Origin of the sequence: Rhodovulum iodosum, assembly GCF_041020385.1 — a bacterium.
In the GTDB taxonomy this organism is placed as follows: domain Bacteria; phylum Pseudomonadota; class Alphaproteobacteria; order Rhodobacterales; family Rhodobacteraceae; genus Rhodovulum; species Rhodovulum iodosum.
This window is the reverse complement of the sequence record NZ_JBEHHI010000001.1, coordinates 1,757,763-1,779,433: the sequence shown is the minus strand read 5'-3', so window position 1 is coordinate 1,779,433 and position 21,671 is coordinate 1,757,763. Positions and strand designations below refer to the sequence as shown.

Below are 21,671 nucleotides of genomic sequence, written 5' to 3'. Positions count from 1 at the left end.
GTCAGCTCCACCGGTCGTCCTCGCGGGCCAGCTGGCGGATGGCCCGGTTCAGCGCCGCGATATCGCCCCTGAGTTCGGTGATCGCCTCCTGCCGGCCGGCCGACAATTCTTCGAGGATGCGCAAGAGCTGCACATCGATCGAGCGCAGGCGCATACGCGCCTCGGCATCCACATGCGCGCCGCCGGCGGATGCGGCCTCGGCGGCCTGCTCCTCGATCAGGCCGATCAGCCGCTCTTGACCGTGGGCAACGCGGTCCAGCGCGGCCACAGCGCCCGCGCCCTGCCCCTCTTCCATCTGCGTGGCCATCCGCTCGATCGCGCCGTGCAGCGCCGTCATCCGGTCCAGCGTGCGGCCGCGCGTTTCCTCGGCACGGGCCAGCGCGATCTGCAAGGCCTCGGTCTGGGCGTCCATCTGCTCCAGCACCGCCTCGGCAAAGGCCGCCTCGGCCCCCGTCTCGCCGACCTCGCCATCGCCAGAGGAAAAGCCCAGCCGGGTGATGGTCGAGAGCCATTCCTCCAGTTCGCGGTAAAACCGGTTCTGCCCGTGCCCGGCGAAAAGCTCCAGCAGGCCGACCACCAACGAACCCGCAAGGCCCAGAAGCGACGAGGAAAACGCCGTTCCCATGCCGCCGAGCTGCGCCTCCAGCCCGGTCATCAGGCGGGAAAACACCTCGACCCCGCCCTCGCCCTCTTGCGGCGCGAGCGAGCGGATCGTCTCGACCACAGCCGGAACGGTGGTGGCCAGCCCGTAGAACGTGCCCAGAAGCCCCAGAAAGATCAGTAGGTTGACGATATAGCGCGTGATATCGCGCGCCTCTTCGATCCGGGTTGCGACGGATTCGAGGATCGACCGCGCCGAAGTGGCGTTGATCTGCATCCGCGCGCCGCGCCGACGCAAGAGCGCCGCCAGGGGCGCCAGCAGGCGCGGCGCGCGCACGATGCCGTGGCCGGGACTGCGCCGGGTAAAGCCCTCGATCCAGTTCACCGACGAGATCAGCTGAAACACCTGCAGGAAACAGGCCAGCACCCCGATCAGGAAAACCACCAGGATGGCGCCGTTCAGGTAGAGATTGGCCAGAAAGACCGGCGCGACCTTGGGAAACGCTATATAGGCCCCGAAGGAAAACAGCCCCACCGCCAGAAGCATCAGTACGATCTGGCGCAGCGGCTGTGTAAACTGCGGCTCGGCCTCGCGGTCGGTCATGTCCATAAAAATGGTCCCGGCCCTTTGATTTTCGCTTGCACAGTAGGCAACTCGGCAAGGGCTCACAACACGCAATGACCCTATGCGTGCGGCGCCGTGATCTGGGCGACACGGGCCGCCAGCCAGGCCAGTTCGGCATCGGCGATGCCCAACTCGTCGAGATGGGCGACGGTATTGAACAGGTATTCGCGGTTGGGCCCGCGCCCGCCGATCGCCCGGGCGATGATCTCGGCCTGTTCCTCCAGCGGCAGGCCGCCGCAATACTGCTCGTGCACCGGGTCGATCACGTAGGTCACCGCCTCGACCACCGGCCCCCCCGCCAACTCAACGCTCTGCCGCGTTTCGAGATAGGCCGACGAGATCAACTCGCGCTCGCGCAGATAGGCGAGGCTTTCGTCCTCGGCGCCGGCGGTCACTCGGAACGCCAGCCCGTGGCAGGCCCCGCCCGGCGCCGCGTCCAGCGCCAGAACCAGCCCGGGCGCCTCGACCGTGCCGCGATGGTGGATCGAGCGCATGCAGAAACTGCGATGCCAATCGTCGAGCCGCGCCAGCCGCCGCTCGGCCACCGCAAAGCCCGGGTGCCACATCAGCGAGCCATAGCCAAAGACCCACATCGCGTCGTCCATCTTACTGGTCCTCCGTTGCGGCCCCCTGTAAACACGAACCCGGTACGGGGCGAAAGGGGGGCAGTCATGCGCACGCTTCTGACGGTGGTCATCGCGGCGGCGCTGATCTGGTCTGGCTTCTGGGTGGTCAGCGCCCAGCGGCGCGAGGCCGGGCTGGCCGACTGGATCGAGGCGCGCCGGGCCGAGGGCTGGGTGGCCGATTACGCCGACCTCGACGTCCGGGGCTTTCCCAACCGGCTGGACACAACCTTTACCGATCTCGCGCTTGCCGACCCAGAGACCGGCCTCGCCTGGCAGATGCCGCAGTTCCAGATCCTCGCACTGATCTACAAGCGCGACCACCTCATCGCCGCCTGGCCATCCGAACAGCGCCTCGCAACGCCGCGGCAGAAAATCGACGTGACCAGCGACCGGTTGCGCGGCAGCTTCGTCTTCGTCCCCGACACCGACTGGCGGCTCGACCGGACCTCGATCGTCGGCGAAGGGCTGCGCCTTGAGTCCGACGCGGGCTGGGGCATGACCGCCGAGCGCGCGCTTCTGGCCAGCCGCCCGGCCCCAGGGCTGGAAAACGGACGCGCCCTCGGGGCCGAGGCCACCTCGCTGCGTCTCTCGGCCGACCTGATGCAGCTTATCGAGGCCGCGGGCGTCCTGCCCGAGGTGATCGACCGGATCACGATCGACGCCGAGATCGACTATGACGCCCCCTGGGACCGGCAGGCCATCGAGGACCGGCGCCCGCAGATCACCACGATCACGCTCAAACGCGCCGAGGCCCGTTGGGCCGACCTGGCCTTCGACGCGGCGGGGTCGGTTTCCGTCGATGCCGAAGGCCGCGCCAGCGGCGAGATCGCGCTGAGGGCCGAGAACTGGCGCGAGATGCTGCGCCTCGCGGTGGCAGCGGGCAGCCTGCCCCAGGGCGTGGCCGACCAGCTGGAAATCGCGTTGAGGCTTCTGGCCGGTCTGTCCGGCCGCGACGACACGCTGGACGCGACGCTGGTCCTGCGTGACGGGCGGATGCGCCTGGGGCCGGTCCCGCTGGGCGAGGCGCCGCGCCTGAGGCTGCGCTAGGGCGACAGCGCAGGCGTCGGCCCTGGCGTGGCGGCGACCGCCTCGGCCACACTACCGGTGCCGGTAGACAAGAAAATGATCGGTCGTCTTCTCAAGCGTGTAGTTGCTGTCGATGAACTCGACGATCTCGGGAAGCGATCGCAAGGATCGGTCCGACGCCCAGGGCTCTACCGGGTTGGCATCGTTGCGGGCAACGACGAAGACCGCCGGGGGCGTGCGCGTCAGGGCGGCAAAGAAGTTCGCGCGCTGGGTTTGAAAATACGCCGGGTTCCGGGGGGCGAGTTGCGGGTGCCAGATCGGAGCGTCGGCAAAACTGGGGCCCACGAACATGCGGTTCGAATAGACGTAAAGCTGGCTTTCCATGCCCCAGACGAAGATGCGGTCGGTCGGTTCCGTCGCCTGTCTTATCCAGGCCGCGACCTCCCGCGACTCGGCGGGGCCGGCAAAATCCGGGGCGTCGAACATCGGGTCGATGGCCTCTTGCGGGACGATCCCCGCCAAACGCTTGGCGTAGGGCACCCATCGCTCGCCGTATCGGGCCCAGGATGCGGTCAGGCTCAGCACGACGAGCACCAGCGCCATAACCGATCTCATGCGACTGGCATTGGCCAGAAGCAGGCCCAGACCTGCGCCCAGTGCCAGCGCGACCGAGGCCGTGACCGGCACGCTGTGATAGGTCCAGCCACGCCCCTGCAGGACGAAGCCGAGCACCGCAACCACGACCATCAGCCCAAGCGGCAGGACGCGGGCGGCATTCCGAATGCCGGCGCCCAACGACAGGACGGGCAGCAACAGCGTAAAGCCCAGCGCCCGCCCGAGTAGGATCGACAGCCGTACCAGCATCACCGCCACGGAATACCGCGCGAACCCTCCATAAGCGGAGGCGCGCCCAAAAAGCGACATGTAGGCCGCCTGCCAGGCGGAATGCCACGTGAGATACGCCGCGGCGAGCGCAAGAACGGCCAGCCCGCCCGCCACGCACCAGAGCGCGCGCACGACAAACTGGCGCGTGCTGCCGCTGGAAAAGTAAAGCTGGACGCCGAGGGGCAGCGCGTAAAGCACCCCGGTCGTCTTGGTCAAGACGGCGGCGGCCATCAACGCCCCCGCCCCGATGGCCCAGCCCCTGCGAGGCGGAGCGATCGCCAGAAACGCCAGGCCCATCAGCGCGAAGGCGAAGGTCACGCCATCCTTTTGCGCGATGTTCCACCAATCCATGGTTTGCGGCCAGAGCACCGCACAGAGCAGGGCCGCGCCCATCGCCGCCGCCCGGCCGAGCGCATGGTAGGCCCACAGGTAGCCGGCGGTGATCGTCGCCAGGACCGCGGCAAGATGCACGATCCAGGGGGTCAGTGGCGGATCTCCGAAAAGCGCGTTGACCGCCACGAACAGAACGCCGAGGCCCGGCGTGTTCACGACCGCGACATCGCGGTACATGACGCTGCCATTCTCCAACGCCATTGCGACCGTCAGCCAGTTGGCCTGGTCGCGCCCAAGCTCGACGACCGAGAACGGCAGCAGTATCGCCGTCGCCAGGGCGAGGGCCAGGAAAAGACCCCAATGTCGCCGGACCATGCTCACTGGTCTTTCTTCGTTCGCCTGAGGTCCTGGATCATTCTGTGCTGCGAGGCCAGCATGTCCGCCAGCACGCCGCTCATGAACAGCTGCACGCTGAGCGTGATCAGCATCGCGCCGATGACGATGGCGGCCACGTGTTGCTGAAAGGTGTTCCCGGACAGCTTGCTGATCAGCACGTAGAGTTCGAGCGACACCCCGATCACCGCAAACGCCGCACCTAGGGTGGCGAAAAAGTGCAGCGGCTTTTTGACGTAAAGCCCCAGGAAGGCCACCGTGACCAGATCGAGAAGCCCGGTCCAGAAGCGCGAGACACCGTATTTGCTCTTGCCGAAGGTCCGCTTGCGGTGGATCACGCCGCATTCGGTGACGAGAAACCCGTTCATGTGCGAAATCTGCGGAATGAACCGGTAGAGATCGCCATAGAGTTCAAGCGATTTGGCAACCTCCCGGCGCATCACGCGAAACCCGCTGTTGGTGTCGCGAAGCTGCAACCCGAACAGCACGCGAAGCATCAGGTTGAAGGGGTAGGAGACAAGCTTTTTCCGAGGCTCGTTTCCCATCCGGCCCAGCTTGCGCCCGACGACGAGATCGAAGCCCTCCTCCATCACCGCCAGCAGTTTCGGAAGCTCCGCCGGATCGTCCTGAAGATCGGCATCGAGGGTTACCACCCGCCGCCCGGCGGCGCGGGCAAATCCCCGCGTGTAGGCCTCGGATTTTCCCATGTTGCGGCCGAGGCGCACGATATGGACGTTCTCGGCCTGCTCTGCCGTGCGCTTCATCGCGGCGGTGGTTCCGTCGGACGATCCGTCATCGACCCAGACGATTTCGTACGTGCCGCCGATCGTCTCCATCGCCGCGTGGATTTCGCCGGCCAGGATCTCGATAGACGCCTCTTCGTTGTAGGCCGGGACGACGAAACTGAAATCTGGTGCATCGGGCATGGGCTGTTAATTCTCTGTTGGTTTCGGTGATGTCCGGGCGAACAGCAAAAGGCCGGCGGCAGCCCAGAGAAGCTCTCCCAAGGTCATGGTGACACGCAGCGCGATGACGATGGCGATCGCCACCACGGGATCGACCCCGACAGCGGTCAGCCAGATCGCGATGGTGGATTCGCGCACGCCCGCCCCGGAGGGCGCGATGAGCACCAGAAACCCCGCGATCAGCCCGCCCAGGGTGGCGGCGGCACTCTGGCCCCAGGTCCCGTTCCAGTCGGGCGCAAAGCCGGTGACGATGAGATGCCCGCAGCTCGACAGCAGCAGCCAGACCACCGCCAGCAGGGTCAGGTTCATCGCCAGCGCATCGAAGGGCTGATGCAGCGCGCCGCGCAGGCGCGCGCGCAGGGCGGCCGGAAGGCGCTTGAATATCTGGTCGCTGAAGACATGGTAAAACGCCGCCAAAGCAATGCCGATGACCGGGGCGCTGGCCACACAGGGGATCCAGCCCCACCGGTAGTCCTGCAAAAGATAGCTCAACAGCAGCAACAGCGCGCCGACGACCTGAAAGGCGATCAGGAAGGCCAGCGAATACCCTGCGATCTGCATCGGGTCCGCGCCGCGGCCGCGCGCCAGGTAAGACAGCCCGCCGACCTGCCAGATCTTGCCGGGCAGGTAGCGGCCAAGAAACGAGACGCTGTAGGCGGCGACGCCTTCGGTCCAGCCCAGCTGCGGCGCGATCTTTCGCGCGCCCAGCGCCCAGGCCACCCCGTGCAGCCCGTGTGCGAGCAACACCAGGACCGAGGCGACGGCTAGCTCGGCCAGCGGCAGCGGCGGCCAGTCGACCGACTGCGTCTTGGCAAATGCATCGGCGACGATCCAACCGAACAGCCCGAGCCCGAGAAACAGGCCGATCAGTTTCAGGATCGGGCCCGGCTTAGCCATCTGTCCCGCTCGTCTCTGCCTCGGGCTGGAGGAACGCATCCAGCCACTCGAATTGAACGGCGGCGAGCGCGCGCACCTCGTCGCCATGCTGCGCAAGCTCTTGTCGAATGGCGTCCTTGCCCGACAGCAGCTCTTCGACGGCCGCGGCAATCGCCGCTTCGGTCATCTCGCCGGCAGCCAGGAAACGCCCCTCGGTGCCGAACATCTTCATGACCTCCTGGTATTTGTGGCTCCACCCCAACACCAAGGTCGGCACGGCCAGGCTGAGACCGGCAACCATGGCGTGGAAACGGCTGGTGATCAGGCAATCGCAGGCCGACAGCAATTTGCGAATGGCCACCGTGTTGATCGCATGATCGACGAGGTAAAGCCCGTCCCTGTCTCCCAGTCGCTCCGCGAGGGCATGAATAAGGGGAATATCGTTATTGTGGGTCGAGTCCGTGCCTTCGCGGCAGGCGTTCGGAAAGACCACCACCTCATGGCCGTTTTCCAAAAGCCGCTCGATGGTCCGGCTTACGAGGTCGACGTAATCCTGCCCTGTCCCCTTCACCAGCCGTGCGACGACCGTGCTGACGGAAATCGCAATGGTCGTGCCGTGCTTGCGTGAAATCGTCGATGCCAGCTCGTCGAGCTTGTCGGACCATTGCGGGACCAGGGCGTACTCGCTTGCGTAGAGAAACGCGATATCGGCCGCAATCGCGCGCTTTTCTTCGGCGACCAGCGGCGCGATCAGGTCCATCGTCGTCTCGCCACGGGCGAAGTTCATCTGCATACGGTTCAACAGGAAACGCGCGAAGAGCCTGGTCAGCGGACGTTTCGCCGGCCCCATCGCCTGCGACAGCTTCACGACCGGCGTCCCGGTCAGCACGGCCGGCCACGTGCAGAGCAGATTGAACGGCAGGAACTTTTCCCGCCCGTCGGCCAGCGAAATGCCGGAAATGTCGACCAACACCGACGAGTTTCGGATTTCCCTCAGGCTATCGGTCAGCAGGACATTGGGCACCCTGAGACCGACATGCCGGATAACACCGTCGATCATGGCGGGCAGGGCCGACAGAACCAGGGCCTTTGGCCTGGCGTCGACGATCCTGACATGGCTTGCGGTGCAGGCCGCGCGGTCGGCGTCGGGAAAATAGGAATGGACGACGAAACGCGCCTCGGGAAAGCGTTTGGATATCTCGCCGATGCTGGTCTCCAGCATCGCGGCAGCGCCCTGGTTGCCCGTCAGCGTTGCGCCGATCAGTGAAATCTGCCGGTTGTCGGGGTAACGGCGCCACGCGTAGGAATTCAATTCCTGCAGCGCCTTGAAGGCATAGATCTGCGCCTTGACCGCCCAGAAAGGCCGGCGTTCGAGTTTCCGCCGCGCATCTGCATCGCGCCACGACCAGAGCGCGTTACCGACGCCCATCCGCGCGATGATGCGGTCCAGAAATGACGTCGGCAGGTGCAGCCGGTCATTGATCGTGTGCCCCATCCCCCCGGCGGCACGGGATCGGGCGCTGACATTGTAGTGGTAAAGCAGCCCCCGGCTGTTTCCCGAAAGAACATGCTCGGGCGCGATCTCTTGCACGTCCAGCGCCGCGCGGGCCAGCTCCAGCATCCGGTCCCCCGCCGCGGTCCGCGACACGCAGACCGTCGGCTTTATGTCCCGGTTCATTTCGCTCAGCGTCCAGGAATCGCCCAGCGACAGATCGGCATCGAAGCCGAAATGGTCGAAACAGGCGAGGCACTTCTTTTCCGAGAAATAGTGAAGGTTCTGGAAATGCGTGAACTGCCTGGTCGAGGTGACGATGGGCGCGTCCCCCTTGGGCGTCATGGTGAGATTTCCCCGCCAAGATCCGGTGCGGTAGGTGAACCCCTCCAGGTCGGCCCAATCGACTCCGTGGCGCGCACAGACGATTTCGGTCAGATCGGGCAGCGAGTTATGGCCGCAAAACAGGGCAAGAATGCCGACGACCTGTTGCTCAAGCTCCGGGCTGCGCTCCATGCGGCGGCGAAGATACGTTGCGTCGCAGGGAAGCGCGACCACGGCGATGCGGCCGTCGAAGGCCTGTATCACCGGCATGGCGTCGCGGGCGAAATAGGTGGCGACATAGGTGCTGGTCCTGGCCGAAAGGACTTGCTCGGCCGTTGTCGCCATGATGGGCTCGGCGCAGGGGCGCCCGTCGCGCGTGCCCAGCTTCCACACCAGCGCGCCGTCAATGAAACCTTTGCTCAGCAGCTCGATCAGGATCTGGGACGTGGTTCCGCCCGAGGCGGCCCCGGCGCGCACGTCCGCGTCTTTGCTGCAGGTCAGAAAACAGCCCGAAACGGTGCCTAGAAAGCGATTGGCATCGGCGTTCGACCATTTCTTATCCATGCCGACAGAAACCGCCCGCGATGGTCAAAGAAACGGCGCGATCGCCGACCGCGCGAAGTCTACGAAACGGTTTCATGCCTTCCACCTGAATAGGGCTGCGCGGAACCGGCAATCCCTGGTCTGCCTCCATTAGCTGGTTTTCATTGGTTGTTAGTACAGAACGGGCGCCCGATCCATCGCGTTGATGCCTTGCGCGCCGCGGCGAACCGTACACAGAGCGGCCGCCGATGGCCCAAAGGCAACACCCCAAACAACGGGGTTGCCGCGGCGGCGGGCCGGGCGTATGTGATCCGCGGCGCCCGAGCGCGCCCAATGGAGACTTTATGTCAGAGCTTGTGTGATAAGGCTCTCTGCCCGCCAGAGAGCCTCGTGATCTGAAAATCGGCTGACCGCGCCGCGGCCGGCCTGTTTGTCATATCTGTCACACGAGACCCCAATGAACATTTCCCGCTTCGAACAGCGTGTTCTGCACGTTCTGGCCCTTGGGGGCCGTATCCACCATGAGCGCGACCATCGGCGAAAGGTCACCGGCGTCACCTGCGTGACCCGCGAAGGCCTGATCCTGTCCGATTGCGTGCTCGCCGTCTTTCAGTCGCTGCGCCGCAAGCGGCTGATCGAATCCCGCAATGGCGCGCCCTACACCATCTCCTACCGCGGGCGGTGCACCGTGCGCGCCCAGTTCGACAACCAGGGAGGCTGACATGCTGGTCCGCACCGAAAACCCGCGGGACATCCCCGCCATCACCGCCCTGGTCGAGGACGCCTTCCGGGCCGCGCCTCATTCCAGCGGAACCGAGGCGGACATCGTCACGGGCCTGCGAAACGCCGGCGCCCTGTCGCTGTCGCTGGTGGCCGAAGATCGCGGCACGGTCATCGGCCATCTCGCCGCCTCCGGCGGGCGGATCGGCGACACCGACGGTTGGCACGTGATCGGGCCCCTCGCGGTCCTGCCAGAGCGGCAGGGCCGCCGGGTCGGCACGGCCCTGATGCGCGTGGCCCTCGACCGGCTGCGGCGCTCCGGCCGGGGGGCCGTGCTGGTCGGCGATCCGGTCTTCTACGGCCGTTTCGGCTTTCGCGCCTTTCCCCGCCTGCGAATGCCGGGCGTGCCTGCGGAGGCGGTGCAGGCCCTGCCGTTCGGCGCGGACACGCCGCAGGGACAGCTGTTCCATCACCCCGCCTTCGGCCTCGGGCCAGAGCACAGCCTTTAGGCCGCAGCAAAAGCGGACCGCCGGGCATCTGCCGATGCCCGGCGGTCCCCGCAACGCAGGACGCGTCGATTACGCCGGTGCGAAACCGGCCTCAGTCGTCTTCGTAATAGCCGCGATCGGCACCGCGGTGGCAGGCGACGCAGTTCGACATCGTCTTTGCCCGGTCCCTCATGCGCTGGCTGACTTCGTGATCGTGTTCATGCTTGAACCATGGCAGTTCGCTGATCCTGAGCGGGGTCTCGTCGGCCGGGATGCTCCGGGTGCGCCGGGCGGCCCCGGACACGAGATATGCCTCGATCTCGGCGCGCGTGGCCTCGTCCAGGTCGGCGTTCTCACCGAAGTGGTTGGCCAGGTCGCCCATGATCGCGCTCCAGGATCGCGCCGGCAGTAAACCCGGCTGGTAGGCCATGTGGCACGCGCCGCATTCCTCTTGCGTGGCGGCGTGGGTCACCGGCGGAATGTAGTCGTCGTCGGCCAGGGCGGGCGACGCGGCAAGCGCGAGGGCGAGGGCTGCTGAAAATCGGGTCATTCTTTGGTCCTTTCGGTCAGAGGCTGGCAAGCCAGGCGATGATGTTGGCCTTCTCGGCGGCGGTGCAGTCGCGGCCGAGAACGCTGTTGCAGTTGCGGCCGAACCATTTCTCGACCTTCCCGGTATCGGTCATGCGCTGGCCGTTGGCCGCGGGGGCCAGCGGGTCGATGGCCTTACCCGCACGGGTCTGGCCGCCCGCACGCGGGTCGGCGGTGTGACAGGTGGTGCAGGACGGCGTCTCGGGTTTGCCGCCGCCATGCTCGGCGAGGAACAGGTCCTTGCCCGCGGCAGGGTCCGCAGCGGTCCCCGCGGCGGCCTCGTACCCCGCGATCAGCTTCGCGGGCGAGGTATCCTGGGCAACCGCGGGCGCGGCGGCGCCGGCAAGCAGCAGGACGGCAAGCGTAAAGGTCTTCATTCGGTGGTCTCCTTCGGAAGTTTGATGGCAAAGGGGTTGAAAAGGCCGGTTTCGGCATCGGCATGGCAGGCGGCGCAATTGCCCCGCGACAGCACCGGCGCGCGCTCGAACAGCGCATCGGGCAGGTCGTGGTGTATCCGCCGCCAGGCCGGGGTTTCGGTCAGTGCGCCGGGCGCGGCGGGATCGGTTCGGGAAAACAGCGTGGCAGGCCCCGTGGCCACGGTTTCGGCGGCATTGGCCGTCAGCCACGCCTCGATTTCGGCGGCGTCGGCCGGGGCGATCCAGGCATTCTCGCCGAAATGGGAGTCGAGCCCGGTCATCACCTGCCGCCACGATGCCGCGGGCAAGAGACTGGGGTGATAGACCATGTGGCAGGCGCCGCATTCCTCGGCGGTCAGCGGGTCGATCTGGCGGACGGGCAGGTTATCAGCGGGCCGCGCCCAAAGCGCGAGCGCGCCCAGCGTCAGCACCGCGGCAAGCCCTGCGATGACCTTGAGCGCCGAGGCACCCTGCGGACGGCCCTCGATGGGCCGGGCATCGCCCGGGCGCGCCTGCTTGCGCCCCGTCACCATCGACCGCGCGAGGTTTTCGCCGTCGCGGCGGCTCTCGACGGCGACGCCGCCAACATGGAGCGCAACGAGCGCAAGCACGGCGAACGCGACGACCTCGTGCAGCGCGCGCGCCGCCTGTCCCGCATCGGGATCGAGCCCGGCGGCCAGCGGCCCGAGGCGAAACCACCCGCCCAAGATCACAAGACCGCTTACCGTCAGCGCGAGGACCGCCGCAATCAACGCCAGGACCATCAAGGCCCCGAGGGGGTTATGGCCGCGATGCCGCGGGCCGGTGCCGCGGATATGCGCGAGCAGCGCAGCCGGGCGCGGCAGGAAGTCGGCAAATCGCGCATGCGGCGTGCCCAGCACGCCCCAGACGATGCGCGCCAGAACCAGCCCTGCCGCCGCCAGCCCGGCGGCGACATGCACCGCCGCCCAGCGGGCATCGGCAAGAAAACCGGTCAGCGCAGCCGTGACCATGCAAAGCACCAGCCCCCAGTGAAAGAGGCGTACCCAGATGTCCCAGACAGGGACAGGGGAAACGGGGACGGTTCGGGATCGGGTCTGCATCGGCGCGGCTCTTCCACTGAACAGGGTCGAGCCGACAGTCGCACACGATACCTGACGCTGGCCTGATCCGGCCCGTCAGCGATCTGTCAGCAAGCTGTCCGCAGCCGGCAAGGTCAGCCGAGCCTCCAGGCCGGGCGTGGCCGGGCGCAGCTCCAGCGCGCCGCCCAGGGCCTCGGCAATGTCGCTGGCAATGGCAAGGCCGAGACCCGTGCCTTGCGTGTCGGCCCGCGCCCCGCGCGCCATCATCGCCTCGACGCGCTCGGGCGGGATGCCGGGGCCGTCGTCGCGTACGGTGATCTCGATCAGCGGGCCAAGTCGGCGCCCCGCGATCAGGACACGGGCCTGCGCATGACGTGCGGCGTTCTCGATCAGCGCGCCCAGCGCATCGGCGACATCGGCGGCATCGGCCGCGGCCAGCAGCCCATCGGATACATCCACCTGCCAGTCGCGCCGCTCTCCGTCCTGGGTTCGGCGCACGACGCGCACCAGCCCGCCGATGACCTGAGCCAGATCGGCCGCCGGCTGCCGGGCGCCCATCGCCACCCTGGTGCGCGCCAGTTCCCGATCGACCTGCCGGCGCATGGTGCCCGCGATCTCTTCGATGGCGTCGGCCGCGGCCGCCTGTTCTTGCGCCCGCAGCCGCCCGGCCTCGCCCATCAGCGCCTGCAGCGGCGTCTTGAGCAGATGCGCCAGATCGCCCGCCCGCGTGCGCGCCCGCGCGACCTCTTCCTCGCGGGCGGCCAACAGGTCGTCGACCTCGCCTGCGAGCGGCTGCACCTCGGACGGCAAATCGAGCCCCAGCCGCTTTGCCCGGCCCGAACGGATGTCGACCACCCGCGCCCGGATGGCCCCGAGCGGACGAAGCCCGACCGCGATCTGCGCCCACCCTGCAAGGATCAGCGATACCGCCAGCAGGATCGAGTAGGGCGTCAGATCGCGCAGGAAGTCGGCGCGCGCCGCGGCCAGTTCTGTCCGGTCCATCGCCACCGCCGCGCGCAGCCTCGTGCCGCCCAGTCGCCGGGGCAGGGTCGCGCTACGCTCGATCAACAGCAGGGGCTGCGCCGCCGGTCCCGGCAGCGTATGCACATGTTCCGCCCCGTCGGCGAGGCTGTCGGCGGGCAGAGGGATCTCGTAGTCCCACAGCGACCGCGACCGCAGCACCCGCTCCTCCGCCGCGATCTGCCAGTAAAGCCCGCCATAGACCTGCCGAAAGCGCGGGTCGGCGGGGGCGGTCGCAAGCATCAGCTGGCCCTCGGGCCCGCGTTCGATGCTCGCCAGGACCTGGTCGAGCTGCACCGACAGCTCGGCCAGCGCGCGGCGTTCGACATGCGCGCCGAAAAGCGCCGCAAGCCCCAGCGACGACAAAAGGATCGCCAGCGTCACCGTTACCGCGCCGGCCAGTGCCAGCCGCAGCCGCAGCGACAGCCGCCTCATCGGTCGCCGTCTCCGGCATCGAGGAAATAGCCAAAACCGCGCCGTGTCTGGATCGCGCCGGCGCCCAGCTTGCGCCGCAGCCGCGCGACCACGGCCTCCAGCGCGTTGGCCTCGCGCGCGTCGTCGTCACCGTAAAGATGTTCCAGAAGTTCGGTTTGCGGCACGACCCGGCTGCGGTTGAGCATGAGATAGGCGAGCAGCCGGTATTCCAGTGCGGTGGTATCCACCGGCACGCCGCGCAACGACACCGTCATGCGGTTGGTGTCGAGCGTCAGATCGCCCGCCGACTGCACCGCGCTGGCCTGCCCGGCCGACCGGCGCACCAGCGCCCGCGCGCGCGCCACCAGCTCTTCCATGCGGAACGGCTTGGGCAGGTAATCGTCGGCGCCCGCGTCGATGCCTTCGACCCGCTCGTTCCAGGTGCCGCGGGCGGTCAGCACCAGCACCGGCATTTCGCGGCCATTGGCCCGCCACCGCTTGAGAACCGTCAGCCCGTCGAGGCCCGGCAGCCCGAGATCGAGCACGATCAAGCCGTAATCCTCGGTATCTCCCAGAAACCACGCCTCTTCGCCGTCGGTGCAGATTTCCACGCGAAAACCCGCCGCGCCCAGCGCGGCGGACAGATCGCTGGCGATTCTCGGGTCATCCTCGACGGCCAGCACCCGCATCAATCGTCCTCGGTCTCATGCTCGAGCACGGCACCGGTGGTCGCATCCACCATCACCTCCATGATTCGCCCGCCGGGGGTGATCAGCTCTACCTCGTAGACGAAGACGCCGTGCTCGCGCTCCAGCTCCACCTCCAGCATACGCGCGCCGAAACGCTCTTCCAGTTTCGGAAGGATCGTGTGCAGCGGCAGGATCTCGCCGCGCGCCAGCGCCGCGCGCGCGCGGTCGTGGTCGCGGTCGCGGTCGTGGTCGCGGTCACTGTCGGCCACGGCAGGCGGTGCGAACCCCGCAAAGAGCCCCAGCACGAGGCATGGCAAAATCGATGTTGGTTTCATGCGACGGGCTTACTCTGCCCCGTCTGACAGCGCGCTGACAAGCGCGGTCAGGCCCGCGTCAGCAGCCCTGCAATAAAACATGCCCATCACCGCCGGCGACCCGCTGGCGAACATGCAAACCGAAAAAAGGAGACCGACATGAAACGCACGCTTTTCCTCACGGCCGCGCTGGCCTCACTCGCGGGGCTGCTCTCGCCCGCCGCTGCGCTGGCCTCGGGCGATGATCGTATCGCGGTGGAACAGCCGGCGGCCTGGATGCCGCTGGGCGAACTGATCGCCAAGCTTGAGGGCCAGGGCTACAGCGTTCTCGAGGCCGAGCGCGAAGACGGGCGGTATTGGCAGGTTCGCATGCAGGATGCGAACGGCATGATCGTCGAGACCTATCTCGACCCGGCCACCGGCATGCCCGCGAACCGGATCGAAAGGGAGGACGACTGATGGCGGACGAAACCGTTCAAGACCGCGCGCTGGTGCGGGTCTGGGACCCGGTCGTGCGAATCGGGCATTGGGTCCTGGTGGCGGGATTCGCCATCGCCTACATCACCGAGGGCGAGCCGGAATGGCTGCATTCCTGGGCCGGCTACGCCATCGCGATCACCGTCGCAGCCCGTATCGTATGGGGGCTGATCGGGCCAAAGCATGCGCGGTTTACGGGGTTCGTGACCGGCCCCGCCGCGGTGATCGCCTATCTCAAGGACCTCGTCTCGGGCAAGGCGGACAGGCATCTGGGCCACAGCCCCGCGGGCGGTGCGATGACCGTCGCGCTGCTGGCGATGCTGGCGCTCACCACCTATTCCGGCATGGCGACCCTGGCCGCGGAAGAGGGTGAAGGCCCGTTGGCCGGCGTGATCGCCCAGAGTGAAAGGACAGAGCGCGTCGGCGACACCCTGCCCGACGCGTATGAGCGTGAAGGACACGACGAGGACGAAGAGCACGAAGGCGGCGAGAGCAATTGGGAAGAAATCCACGAAAGCGCCGCGAATATCACGCTGTTCCTGATCTTCCTGCATATCGGCGGCGTGCTTCTGGCCAGCATGGTGCATCGTGAAAACCTTGCTCACAGCATGGTCACCGGCGACAAGCGCGCGTGACCGGCAGGCTGATGCGCATGATCGCGGGCAGGCTCCTGCCCGCGGTCACAGGGTTTCGGCCCCATGGGCGCCCAGCCCCCGGCCCTGCACGGCAACCGCCAGCCCGCTGGCCCGTGCACCCGGCTGTCGCACGGCACACAACCGGGGCAGCGCGGCCGCCCCGTCCTCTCGCCTCAGTCGATCACCGGGTCGAGACCCATCAAACGGCTGACGGGCGCATGGTCATCGGTCAGAACCCGCGCTTTTCGCTGCGCGACGATGCCGTCGACAAAGCGCCGGTCGAGCACCGCGAAGGTTTTGGGCTCGGGCGCGCGCGTGGCGATCGAGGAAACCGGGCTCGGCGTCGCGCCGGCCAAAAGGACGAAGACCCGGCGTTCTCCGGGCTCGGGCGGGCGCGCCTCGGTCCAGACCTCGACGCTGGGAAACACCGCGTCCAGCGTCACGACGACCGCGGCCAGCGCGTCCAGCCGGTCGGCGGCATCGATCAGGTTCATGGCAAAGACGCCCCGTGGCGTCAGCCGCTCGGCCACGAGGCGAAAGAACTCTTCGGTCACCAGGTGCTCGGGCACCGCGATGTCGGTAAACGCATCGCCTACGATGACGTCATAGCGCACCGGGCTGGCGCGCAGGGCGATCCGGGCATCGCGATGCAGCACAGTGGCGATCTCGGGGCGGAACCAGAAATCCTCGACGGCCTGCGCGGTGACCGCCGGGTCGATCTCGGCAACCGTCATGCCGGTGATCCCGCGGTCGGCCCAGGCGCGCGGCACGGAATAAGACCCGCCGCCGATATGGAACGAGGTAAAATCGGTGCGGCCCATGCGCATCCGCGGCAGCGCATCCAGCATCGCCGCGTGGTCGGTGAACATCAGCCGCGGCGCCTCTCGCGCGCTGATCCCGTGGGCGAGGTGATCGACGACCATAAGGTGCACCGGGTCGTCGGCATCCTCGGACAAGGCCACTGTGCGGATGCAGTAGTAGCTGCTTTCCCGGTCGCAAACCGACGGCAGGCCGGCCGCGCCGATCCCCAGCATGGCCGCGCCCGAAAGCCCGGCCGCGGCCCAAAGCATCTGGCCCCGCCCCGGCCGGCCCAGCGCAAAGCACAACAGCGCGGCGATGGCGTAAACCGCGGCGATCACCCCCAGCGTGGCCACGGAGCCGAGCCAGGGCACGAACACGAACCCCGCCAGCAACGTCCCGCCGATCGCGCCCGCGGCGCCGGCCGCATACATCGCGCCGAGCGCCCGCTCCGACTGGGTGCGCCCGCGCATGGCGGCCACGGCCAGCACCGGTGCCGGCACCCCGGCGAAGAGCGACGGCAGGAAAAACACCAGCGAACTGAGCACCGTGATCGCGGCGAGGGGATGAGCGAACGTGCTGAGCACCGGGCCCGACGCCGCCCGCAACAGCAGCGACGCGCCCGCGGTCGCACAGGCGGCTGCGACCATCGTCCACCCGGCACGCCGCAGGGCGCGGCCGGTCTCGTGGGCGGCGATACGCCCGCCCCACCAATGGCCGATCGAAAAACCGGCGAGAACCACGGCGATGATCGCGGTCCAGGTGTAAAGGCTCATGCCGACATAGGGCGCGATCATGCGCCCGGCCACGATCTCGACCACGAGGCTGGCACCCGACACGCTGGCCTGCAGCGCGATCAGCAGCCAGAGCGGCGCGCGCGATGGCGTATCCCGCGAATGCGTCATCGGGTCATTAGGTCACGCCTTGCGGCAGCGTCAACATTCTGTCGCCCCTGCACCGATCAATGACCGCAGGGGCGCGTTCACGTTCGTGAAAACGGGCAGACGGCAAAAGTGACTTTGCCCGGGCTGCTCTATATCATTGCTGGGCCTGTAGCTGCCCGGCGCAGATCACATGGAGCATCTTCGGTGCGGCAACTCCTCCTTTCAATCCTCCTGATCGCGGGCACGCTTGCGCTATGGGTCGCCTATGTGCCGTCGGCCATGCCGGTCCTCGACCGCCTGGGCGTTCTGGATCTTGTGGGCCTGGAGGCCCCCGAAGCCGACAGCGGCTCCGGCGGGCGCCGGTTCGGCGGCGGCGGCCCGGCCGCGGTCGTGGTGACCGAGGTGGACGAGGGCACGATCCGCGACCAGGTCATCGCCATTGGCGACGGCCAGGCACTGCGCAACGTCACCGTGCGCGCCAAGGTCACCGGCCAGGTGGTGGAGCTGGGGCTTTCGGACGGCGACCGGGTAGAGGCAAACGCGGTGCTGGTGCGGCTCGACGACGAGGCCGAGCGCATCGCGGTCGAACGCGCCCGCCTCGTGCTGGACGACGCGCGCGAAGAAGCCGAGCGGATCGTCCGGCTGGAAAATACCGGCGCGGTGACCGAGGTGCGGCGCCGCGAGGCCAATCTTGCCCTGCGCACCGCCGAGCTGGGGCTGCGCCAGGCCGAGTTCGACCTGGCCGAACGCACCGTGCGCGCCCCCTTTGCGGGCTGGGCGGGCGTGCTTGACATCTCGGTAGGCGACCGCGTGTCCAGCGGCGACACGCTGGTCACGCTGACCGACCGGTCGAAAATCCTGATCGATTTCCATGTGCCAGAGCGCGTGGTGGGCCGGATCGCGCCGGGAATGCCGCTTGCCGCCCACCCGCTGGCCCTGCCCGGGCTGGAGCTGGCCGGCGAGGTGCACGCCCTCGACAACATCGTGGACAGCACCAGCCGGACGCTCAGGGTGCAGGGCCGGCTCGAAAACGATGGCGACCGTTTGCGCGGCGGCATGGCCTTCGAGGTGGCGCTCAGCTTGCCGGGCGAGGCGCTGCCGAGCGTCGATCCGCTGGCGGTGCAATGGTCGAGCGAGGGCGCCTATGTCTGGGTCGTGCGCGACGGCAAGGCGGCGCGCGTGCCGGTCAAGATCCGCCAGCGCAACGCCGATTCCGTGCTCGTCGAGGCCGAGTTGGAACCGGGCGATCAGGTGGTAACCGAGGGCGTGCAAACGCTGCGCCCGGGCGCCGAGCTACGCATCGTCGCGCCGCAGGCAGCCGTCAAGCGCCCGCCCGGCGCGCAATCGCTCTAGGAGAGCCAGAAGATGCTGGAACAGGCGACCCGCGCGGCGGAAGGGGGCGGCCCGGCACTGTTCGTGCGCCGGCCGATACTGGCGCTGGTGGTCAGCGCGCTGATCGTGCTGGCCGGCATTGCCGCGCTCTTCGGCGTTGAAATCCGCGAATTGCCGAACGTCGACCGGCCCGTCGTCACCGTGACCACGCAGTTCCCCGGCGCCTCGCCCGAGACCATCGACCAGGAGGTCACGGGCCGGATCGAAGGCGCGGTGGGCCGCGTCGCCGGCATTCGCGCGATCTCTTCCAACTCGCGCTTCGGGCGCAGCCGGGTGACGCTGGAGTTTTCCGAAAGCATCGACATCGACGTGGCCGCCACCGACACCCGCGACGTGGTCGCGCGCATCGCGGACGATCTGCCCGACGGCGCCGAAGACCCCGAGATCGTCAAGGCCGATGCCGACGCCCAGCCGGTGATGCGCATCGCGGTGACCTCGCCCTCGCGCAGCTCGCACGAGTTGACAGAAATCGTCCAGGACAGGGTCGAGGACCGGCTGGTCTCGGTCGAGGGGGTGGCCGATGTCAATATCTACGGCGATTCAGAGCCGATCTTCCGTGTCGATATCGACCAGGCGCAGCTGGCAAGCCGGGGCCTGACGCTGGCGGACATGCGCGATGCGCTGGCCGATGCGGGGTTCAACGCGGCGGCGGGCGATCTGGCGGGAAACCGGCAGTCGATCAACGTGCGCACCACCGCCATGGTGGCCTCGTCCGAGGCGTTCGAGGCGCTCAGGATCGCGCCCAATGTCTATCTGCGCGACGTCGCCCGCGTCAGCCTGGGCCCCGCGCCGAACGAGACGATCCTGCGCGCCAACGGTCAGACCGGCGTGGGCATGGGCATCATCCGGCAGGCCGGAAGCAACACGCTGGATATCTCCAGCGCGGTCCGCGCGGCGGTGGCGGAACTGGACCGCACCCTGCCCGACGACATCTCGATCTTCGTCACCTCCGACGACGCGGTCTTCGTCAAGGGCGCGATCGTCGAGGTGCTGAAAACCCTGGGGCTGGCCATCGGCATCGTCGTGCTGGTGATCTTCGTGTTCCTGCGCGATCTGCGCGCCACGCTGATCCCGGCCCTGACGATGCCTGTGGCGCTGATCGGCACGCTTGCGGCGATCTATCTCGTGGGCTTTTCGGTCAACATCCTGACGCTCTTGGCGCTGGTGCTGGCCACCGGGCTGGTGGTGGACGACGCCATCGTCGTGCTGGAAAACATCGTGCGCCGCCGGGCCGAGGGCATGGGCGCGCGCGCCGCCGCCGTTCTGGGCACCAAGCAGGTGTTCTTTGCCGTCGTCACCACCACCGCCACGCTGGCCGCCGTCTTCGTGCCGCTGTCGTTCTTGCCGGGGCAGGCGGGCGGGCTGTTCCGCGAATTCGGCTTTACGCTGGCGATCGCGGTGGCGATCTCGTCGGTGGTGGCGCTGACGCTGTGCCCGGTGCTGGCCAGCCGCCTGCTGAAGGAAGACACCGGCGGCCGGCCCGGCCCCATCGGCTGGGTCGGCGCCCGGCTGGCCGCGCTTTACGCCCGCACCCTGGGCTGGGCGCTTGCGGTGCCCTTCGTCGTGGTGCTGGCCGCGGGTCTCTTCGCGGCAACCGCCGCGCTGGTCGCCGACGGCATCCGCCAGGAGCTGACCCCGCGCGAGGACCGCGCCGTGGCGCTGCTCAGGATCACCGCGCCGCAAGGCGTTTCGCTGGAATATACCCAGGGCAAGATGCGCGGCATCGAGGACGCGGTGGCCACCCTGCGCGAGAGCGGCGAGATCACCAATGTCTTCTCGATCTCCGGCTTCGGCGCGGATAACCGCGGGTTCATGGTGTTCACGCTGGCGCGCTGGGACGACCGCGCACGCAGCCAGCAGGAAATCGTCGACGACATCAACACCCGGCTCAGAGAGATCGTGGGCGTGCGCGCCTTCGTGATCCAGCCCAATTCGCTGGGCATCCGCGGCGCCGGGCGGGGCCTGAGTTTCGCGATCACCGGCGACAGCTACGAGCAGCTGGCCGAGGTGTCCGAAACCCTGGTCGCGCGGATGGAGGAAAACCCCGCCTTCGGCTCGGTCCGGCTGGAATACGAGCGCACCCAGCCCCAGCTTTTCGTCGAGATCGACCGCACCCGCGCCTCCGACCTCGGGATCGACATCGCCGGGCTGGGACAGGCGCTCAGGGCGGTGCTGAACGGGCGCAGCGTGGGCTCGGTCTTCATCGGCGACAAGAGTTACGACGTGCAGATGCTGTCGACCTCCGACCCGGTGGACGATCCCGGCGATCTGGAGAACGTGTTCGTGCAGACCAGCGCCGGGCAGATGGTGCCGATGTCCAGCTTCGTCCGCCTCGAAGAACGCGCCGTCGCCCCGGAACTCGACCGCGAGGACCAAAGCCGGTCGGTCGAGATCTCGGCCGGGCTGACGCCCGAGCTGGCCCTCGGTGACGCGCTGCGCGAGGTCGAGCGCCTGGGCGAGGATCTCCTGGCCGAGGAAAACAGGATCGTGCCGCTGGGCGAGGCCGCGACGCTGGGCCAGACCAACTCGGGCCTGGCGATCATCTTCGGCTTTGCCATCGCGGTGGTGTTTCTCGTGCTGGCCGCCCAATTCGAAAGCTTCGTCTCGGCCATCGTGGTGATGGCGACGGTGCCCCTGGGGCTGGCCTGCGCGGTCGTCGCCTTGTTGCTGACCGGGCAGAGCCTCAACGTCTACAGCCAGATCGGCCTGGTGATGCTGATCGGGATCATGGCCAAGAACGGCATCCTGATCGTCGAGTTCGCCAACCAGCTGCGTGATGGCGGCGCGGAGATCGGCAAGGCGATCTTCGACGCCGCCACCATCCGCCTGCGGCCGGTCATGATGACGATGACCTCGACGGTGCTGGGCGGCGTGCCGCTGATCCTGTCCAGCGGCGCCGGCGCCGAGGCACGCGAGGCGCTTGGCTGGGTGATCGTCGGCGGGCTGGGGCTGGCGACGCTGTCGACGCTCTACCTCACACCCGTGGCCTATCTCCTGCTCGCCCGCTTTTCACCGCCCCGTGCGGTGGAAACGCGCAAGCTCGCCCGCGAACTGGAAGAGGCGCTGTCGGCCTGAGCGCGGCTGGCC

Annotated in this window: 20 protein-coding genes; 7 read left to right on the top strand and 13 right to left on the bottom strand. The window is 67.9% G+C overall.

Features of this window, described 5'->3' with window-relative positions; translation table 11 throughout:
- Window position 1: 1 nt before the first annotated feature.
- Together Ga0609869_RS08665 and Ga0609869_RS08660 are read right to left on the bottom strand one after the other, a co-directional pair.
- Window positions 2-1,210 (bottom strand): biopolymer transporter ExbB, encoded by a 1,209-nt coding sequence (locus Ga0609869_RS08665; RefSeq protein WP_125408696.1) that lies wholly within the window; start codon window positions 1,208-1,210, stop codon window positions 2-4.
- Between the two features lie 74 nt (window positions 1,211-1,284).
- Window positions 1,285-1,830, bottom strand: a complete 546-nt coding sequence (locus Ga0609869_RS08660) for a gamma-glutamylcyclotransferase (protein WP_125408695.1) — start codon at window positions 1,828-1,830, stop codon at window positions 1,285-1,287.
- Between the two features lie 66 nt (window positions 1,831-1,896).
- Between Ga0609869_RS08660 and Ga0609869_RS08655 the strand changes: the two genes are divergently transcribed.
- Window positions 1,897-2,898: a DUF2125 domain-containing protein gene (locus tag Ga0609869_RS08655; protein WP_125408694.1), complete on the top strand. Its 1,002-nt coding sequence runs from the start codon at window positions 1,897-1,899 to the stop codon at window positions 2,896-2,898.
- Between the two features lie 51 nt (window positions 2,899-2,949).
- Here the strand turns inward: Ga0609869_RS08655 and Ga0609869_RS08650 are convergent, their stop codons facing one another.
- The 4 genes from Ga0609869_RS08650 to Ga0609869_RS08635 are packed head-to-tail and all read right to left on the bottom strand — an operon-like array spanning window position 2,950 to window position 8,709.
- Window positions 2,950-4,470, bottom strand: coding sequence for a glycosyltransferase family protein (locus tag Ga0609869_RS08650; RefSeq protein ID WP_170168884.1), 1,521 nt, complete (start codon window positions 4,468-4,470; stop codon window positions 2,950-2,952).
- 2 nt (window positions 4,471-4,472) lie between these two features.
- Window positions 4,473-5,414, bottom strand: coding sequence for a glycosyltransferase family 2 protein (locus Ga0609869_RS08645; RefSeq protein ID WP_125408692.1), 942 nt, complete (start codon window positions 5,412-5,414; stop codon window positions 4,473-4,475).
- 6 nt (window positions 5,415-5,420) lie between these two features.
- Entirely contained in the window at window positions 5,421-6,350 is a 930-nt protein-coding gene (locus Ga0609869_RS08640; RefSeq protein WP_170168883.1) for a lysylphosphatidylglycerol synthase domain-containing protein, read from the bottom strand.
- Window positions 6,343-8,709: a polysaccharide pyruvyl transferase family protein gene (locus Ga0609869_RS08635; protein ID WP_125408690.1), complete on the bottom strand. Its 2,367-nt coding sequence runs from the start codon at window positions 8,707-8,709 to the stop codon at window positions 6,343-6,345. The genes Ga0609869_RS08640 and Ga0609869_RS08635 overlap by 8 nt, the downstream gene beginning before the upstream one ends.
- A 436-nt stretch (window positions 8,710-9,145) precedes the next feature.
- Between Ga0609869_RS08635 and Ga0609869_RS08630 the strand changes: the two genes are divergently transcribed.
- Window positions 9,146-9,409, top strand: coding sequence for a YjhX family toxin (locus tag Ga0609869_RS08630; protein WP_125408689.1), 264 nt, complete (start codon window positions 9,146-9,148; stop codon window positions 9,407-9,409).
- 1 nt (window position 9,410) lies between these two features.
- The gene (locus Ga0609869_RS08625) at window positions 9,411-9,917 is read left to right on the top strand and encodes a GNAT family N-acetyltransferase (RefSeq protein WP_125408688.1); all 507 of its coding nucleotides are present in this window, start codon (window positions 9,411-9,413) and stop codon (window positions 9,915-9,917) included.
- Window positions 9,918-10,008: 91 nt separating this feature from the next.
- Here the strand turns inward: Ga0609869_RS08625 and Ga0609869_RS08620 are convergent, their stop codons facing one another.
- The 6 genes from Ga0609869_RS08620 to Ga0609869_RS08595 all read right to left on the bottom strand — a co-directional run bounded on the left by Ga0609869_RS08620 (window position 10,009) and on the right by Ga0609869_RS08595 (window position 14,419).
- Window positions 10,009-10,446, bottom strand: a complete 438-nt coding sequence (locus Ga0609869_RS08620; protein ID WP_125408687.1) for a diheme cytochrome c — start codon at window positions 10,444-10,446, stop codon at window positions 10,009-10,011.
- 16 nt (window positions 10,447-10,462) lie between these two features.
- The gene (locus tag Ga0609869_RS08615) at window positions 10,463-10,861 is read right to left on the bottom strand and encodes a DUF1924 domain-containing protein (RefSeq protein WP_125408686.1); all 399 of its coding nucleotides are present in this window, start codon (window positions 10,859-10,861) and stop codon (window positions 10,463-10,465) included.
- Complete coding sequence (locus Ga0609869_RS08610; protein WP_125408685.1) at window positions 10,858-11,982, bottom strand: cytochrome b/b6 domain-containing protein; 1,125 nt, start codon at window positions 11,980-11,982, stop codon at window positions 10,858-10,860. The genes Ga0609869_RS08615 and Ga0609869_RS08610 overlap by 4 nt, the downstream gene beginning before the upstream one ends.
- 75 nt (window positions 11,983-12,057) lie before the next feature.
- Window positions 12,058-13,416 carry a sensor histidine kinase gene (locus tag Ga0609869_RS08605; RefSeq protein ID WP_125408684.1) on the bottom strand — a complete coding sequence of 453 codons (1,359 nt, stop codon included), beginning with the start codon at window positions 13,414-13,416 and terminating at the stop codon, window positions 12,058-12,060.
- Window positions 13,413-14,084 (bottom strand): response regulator transcription factor, encoded by a 672-nt coding sequence (locus tag Ga0609869_RS08600; RefSeq protein WP_125408683.1) that lies wholly within the window; start codon window positions 14,082-14,084, stop codon window positions 13,413-13,415. The genes Ga0609869_RS08605 and Ga0609869_RS08600 overlap by 4 nt, the downstream gene beginning before the upstream one ends.
- Entirely contained in the window at window positions 14,084-14,419 is a 336-nt protein-coding gene (locus tag Ga0609869_RS08595) for a PepSY domain-containing protein (RefSeq protein ID WP_125408682.1), read from the bottom strand. Before Ga0609869_RS08595 ends, Ga0609869_RS08600 begins: the two co-directional genes overlap by 1 nt.
- A gap of 138 nt (window positions 14,420-14,557) precedes the next feature.
- Between Ga0609869_RS08595 and Ga0609869_RS08590 the strand changes: the two genes are divergently transcribed.
- On the top strand, window positions 14,558-14,857 hold the full coding sequence (locus tag Ga0609869_RS08590; RefSeq protein WP_125408681.1) for a PepSY domain-containing protein: 300 nt from the start codon (window positions 14,558-14,560) through the stop codon (window positions 14,855-14,857).
- Window positions 14,857-15,510, top strand: coding sequence for a cytochrome b/b6 domain-containing protein (locus tag Ga0609869_RS08585; RefSeq protein WP_125408680.1), 654 nt, complete (start codon window positions 14,857-14,859; stop codon window positions 15,508-15,510). The genes Ga0609869_RS08590 and Ga0609869_RS08585 overlap by 1 nt, the downstream gene beginning before the upstream one ends.
- Before the next feature lie 173 nt (window positions 15,511-15,683).
- Here Ga0609869_RS08585 and Ga0609869_RS08580 read toward each other — a convergent pair whose 3' ends face one another.
- A complete protein-coding gene (locus Ga0609869_RS08580) occupies window positions 15,684-17,213 on the bottom strand; it encodes a fused MFS/spermidine synthase (RefSeq protein ID WP_125408679.1) in 1,530 nt (509 codons plus the stop codon).
- Between the two features lie 183 nt (window positions 17,214-17,396).
- Between Ga0609869_RS08580 and Ga0609869_RS08575 the strand changes: the two genes are divergently transcribed.
- Together Ga0609869_RS08575 and Ga0609869_RS08570 are read left to right on the top strand one after the other, a co-directional pair.
- Window positions 17,397-18,545, top strand: coding sequence for an efflux RND transporter periplasmic adaptor subunit (locus Ga0609869_RS08575; RefSeq protein WP_245972440.1), 1,149 nt, complete (start codon window positions 17,397-17,399; stop codon window positions 18,543-18,545).
- 12 nt (window positions 18,546-18,557) lie between these two features.
- On the top strand, window positions 18,558-21,659 hold the full coding sequence (locus Ga0609869_RS08570) for an efflux RND transporter permease subunit (RefSeq protein WP_125408678.1): 3,102 nt from the start codon (window positions 18,558-18,560) through the stop codon (window positions 21,657-21,659).
- Window positions 21,660-21,671: the final 12 nt, after the last annotated feature.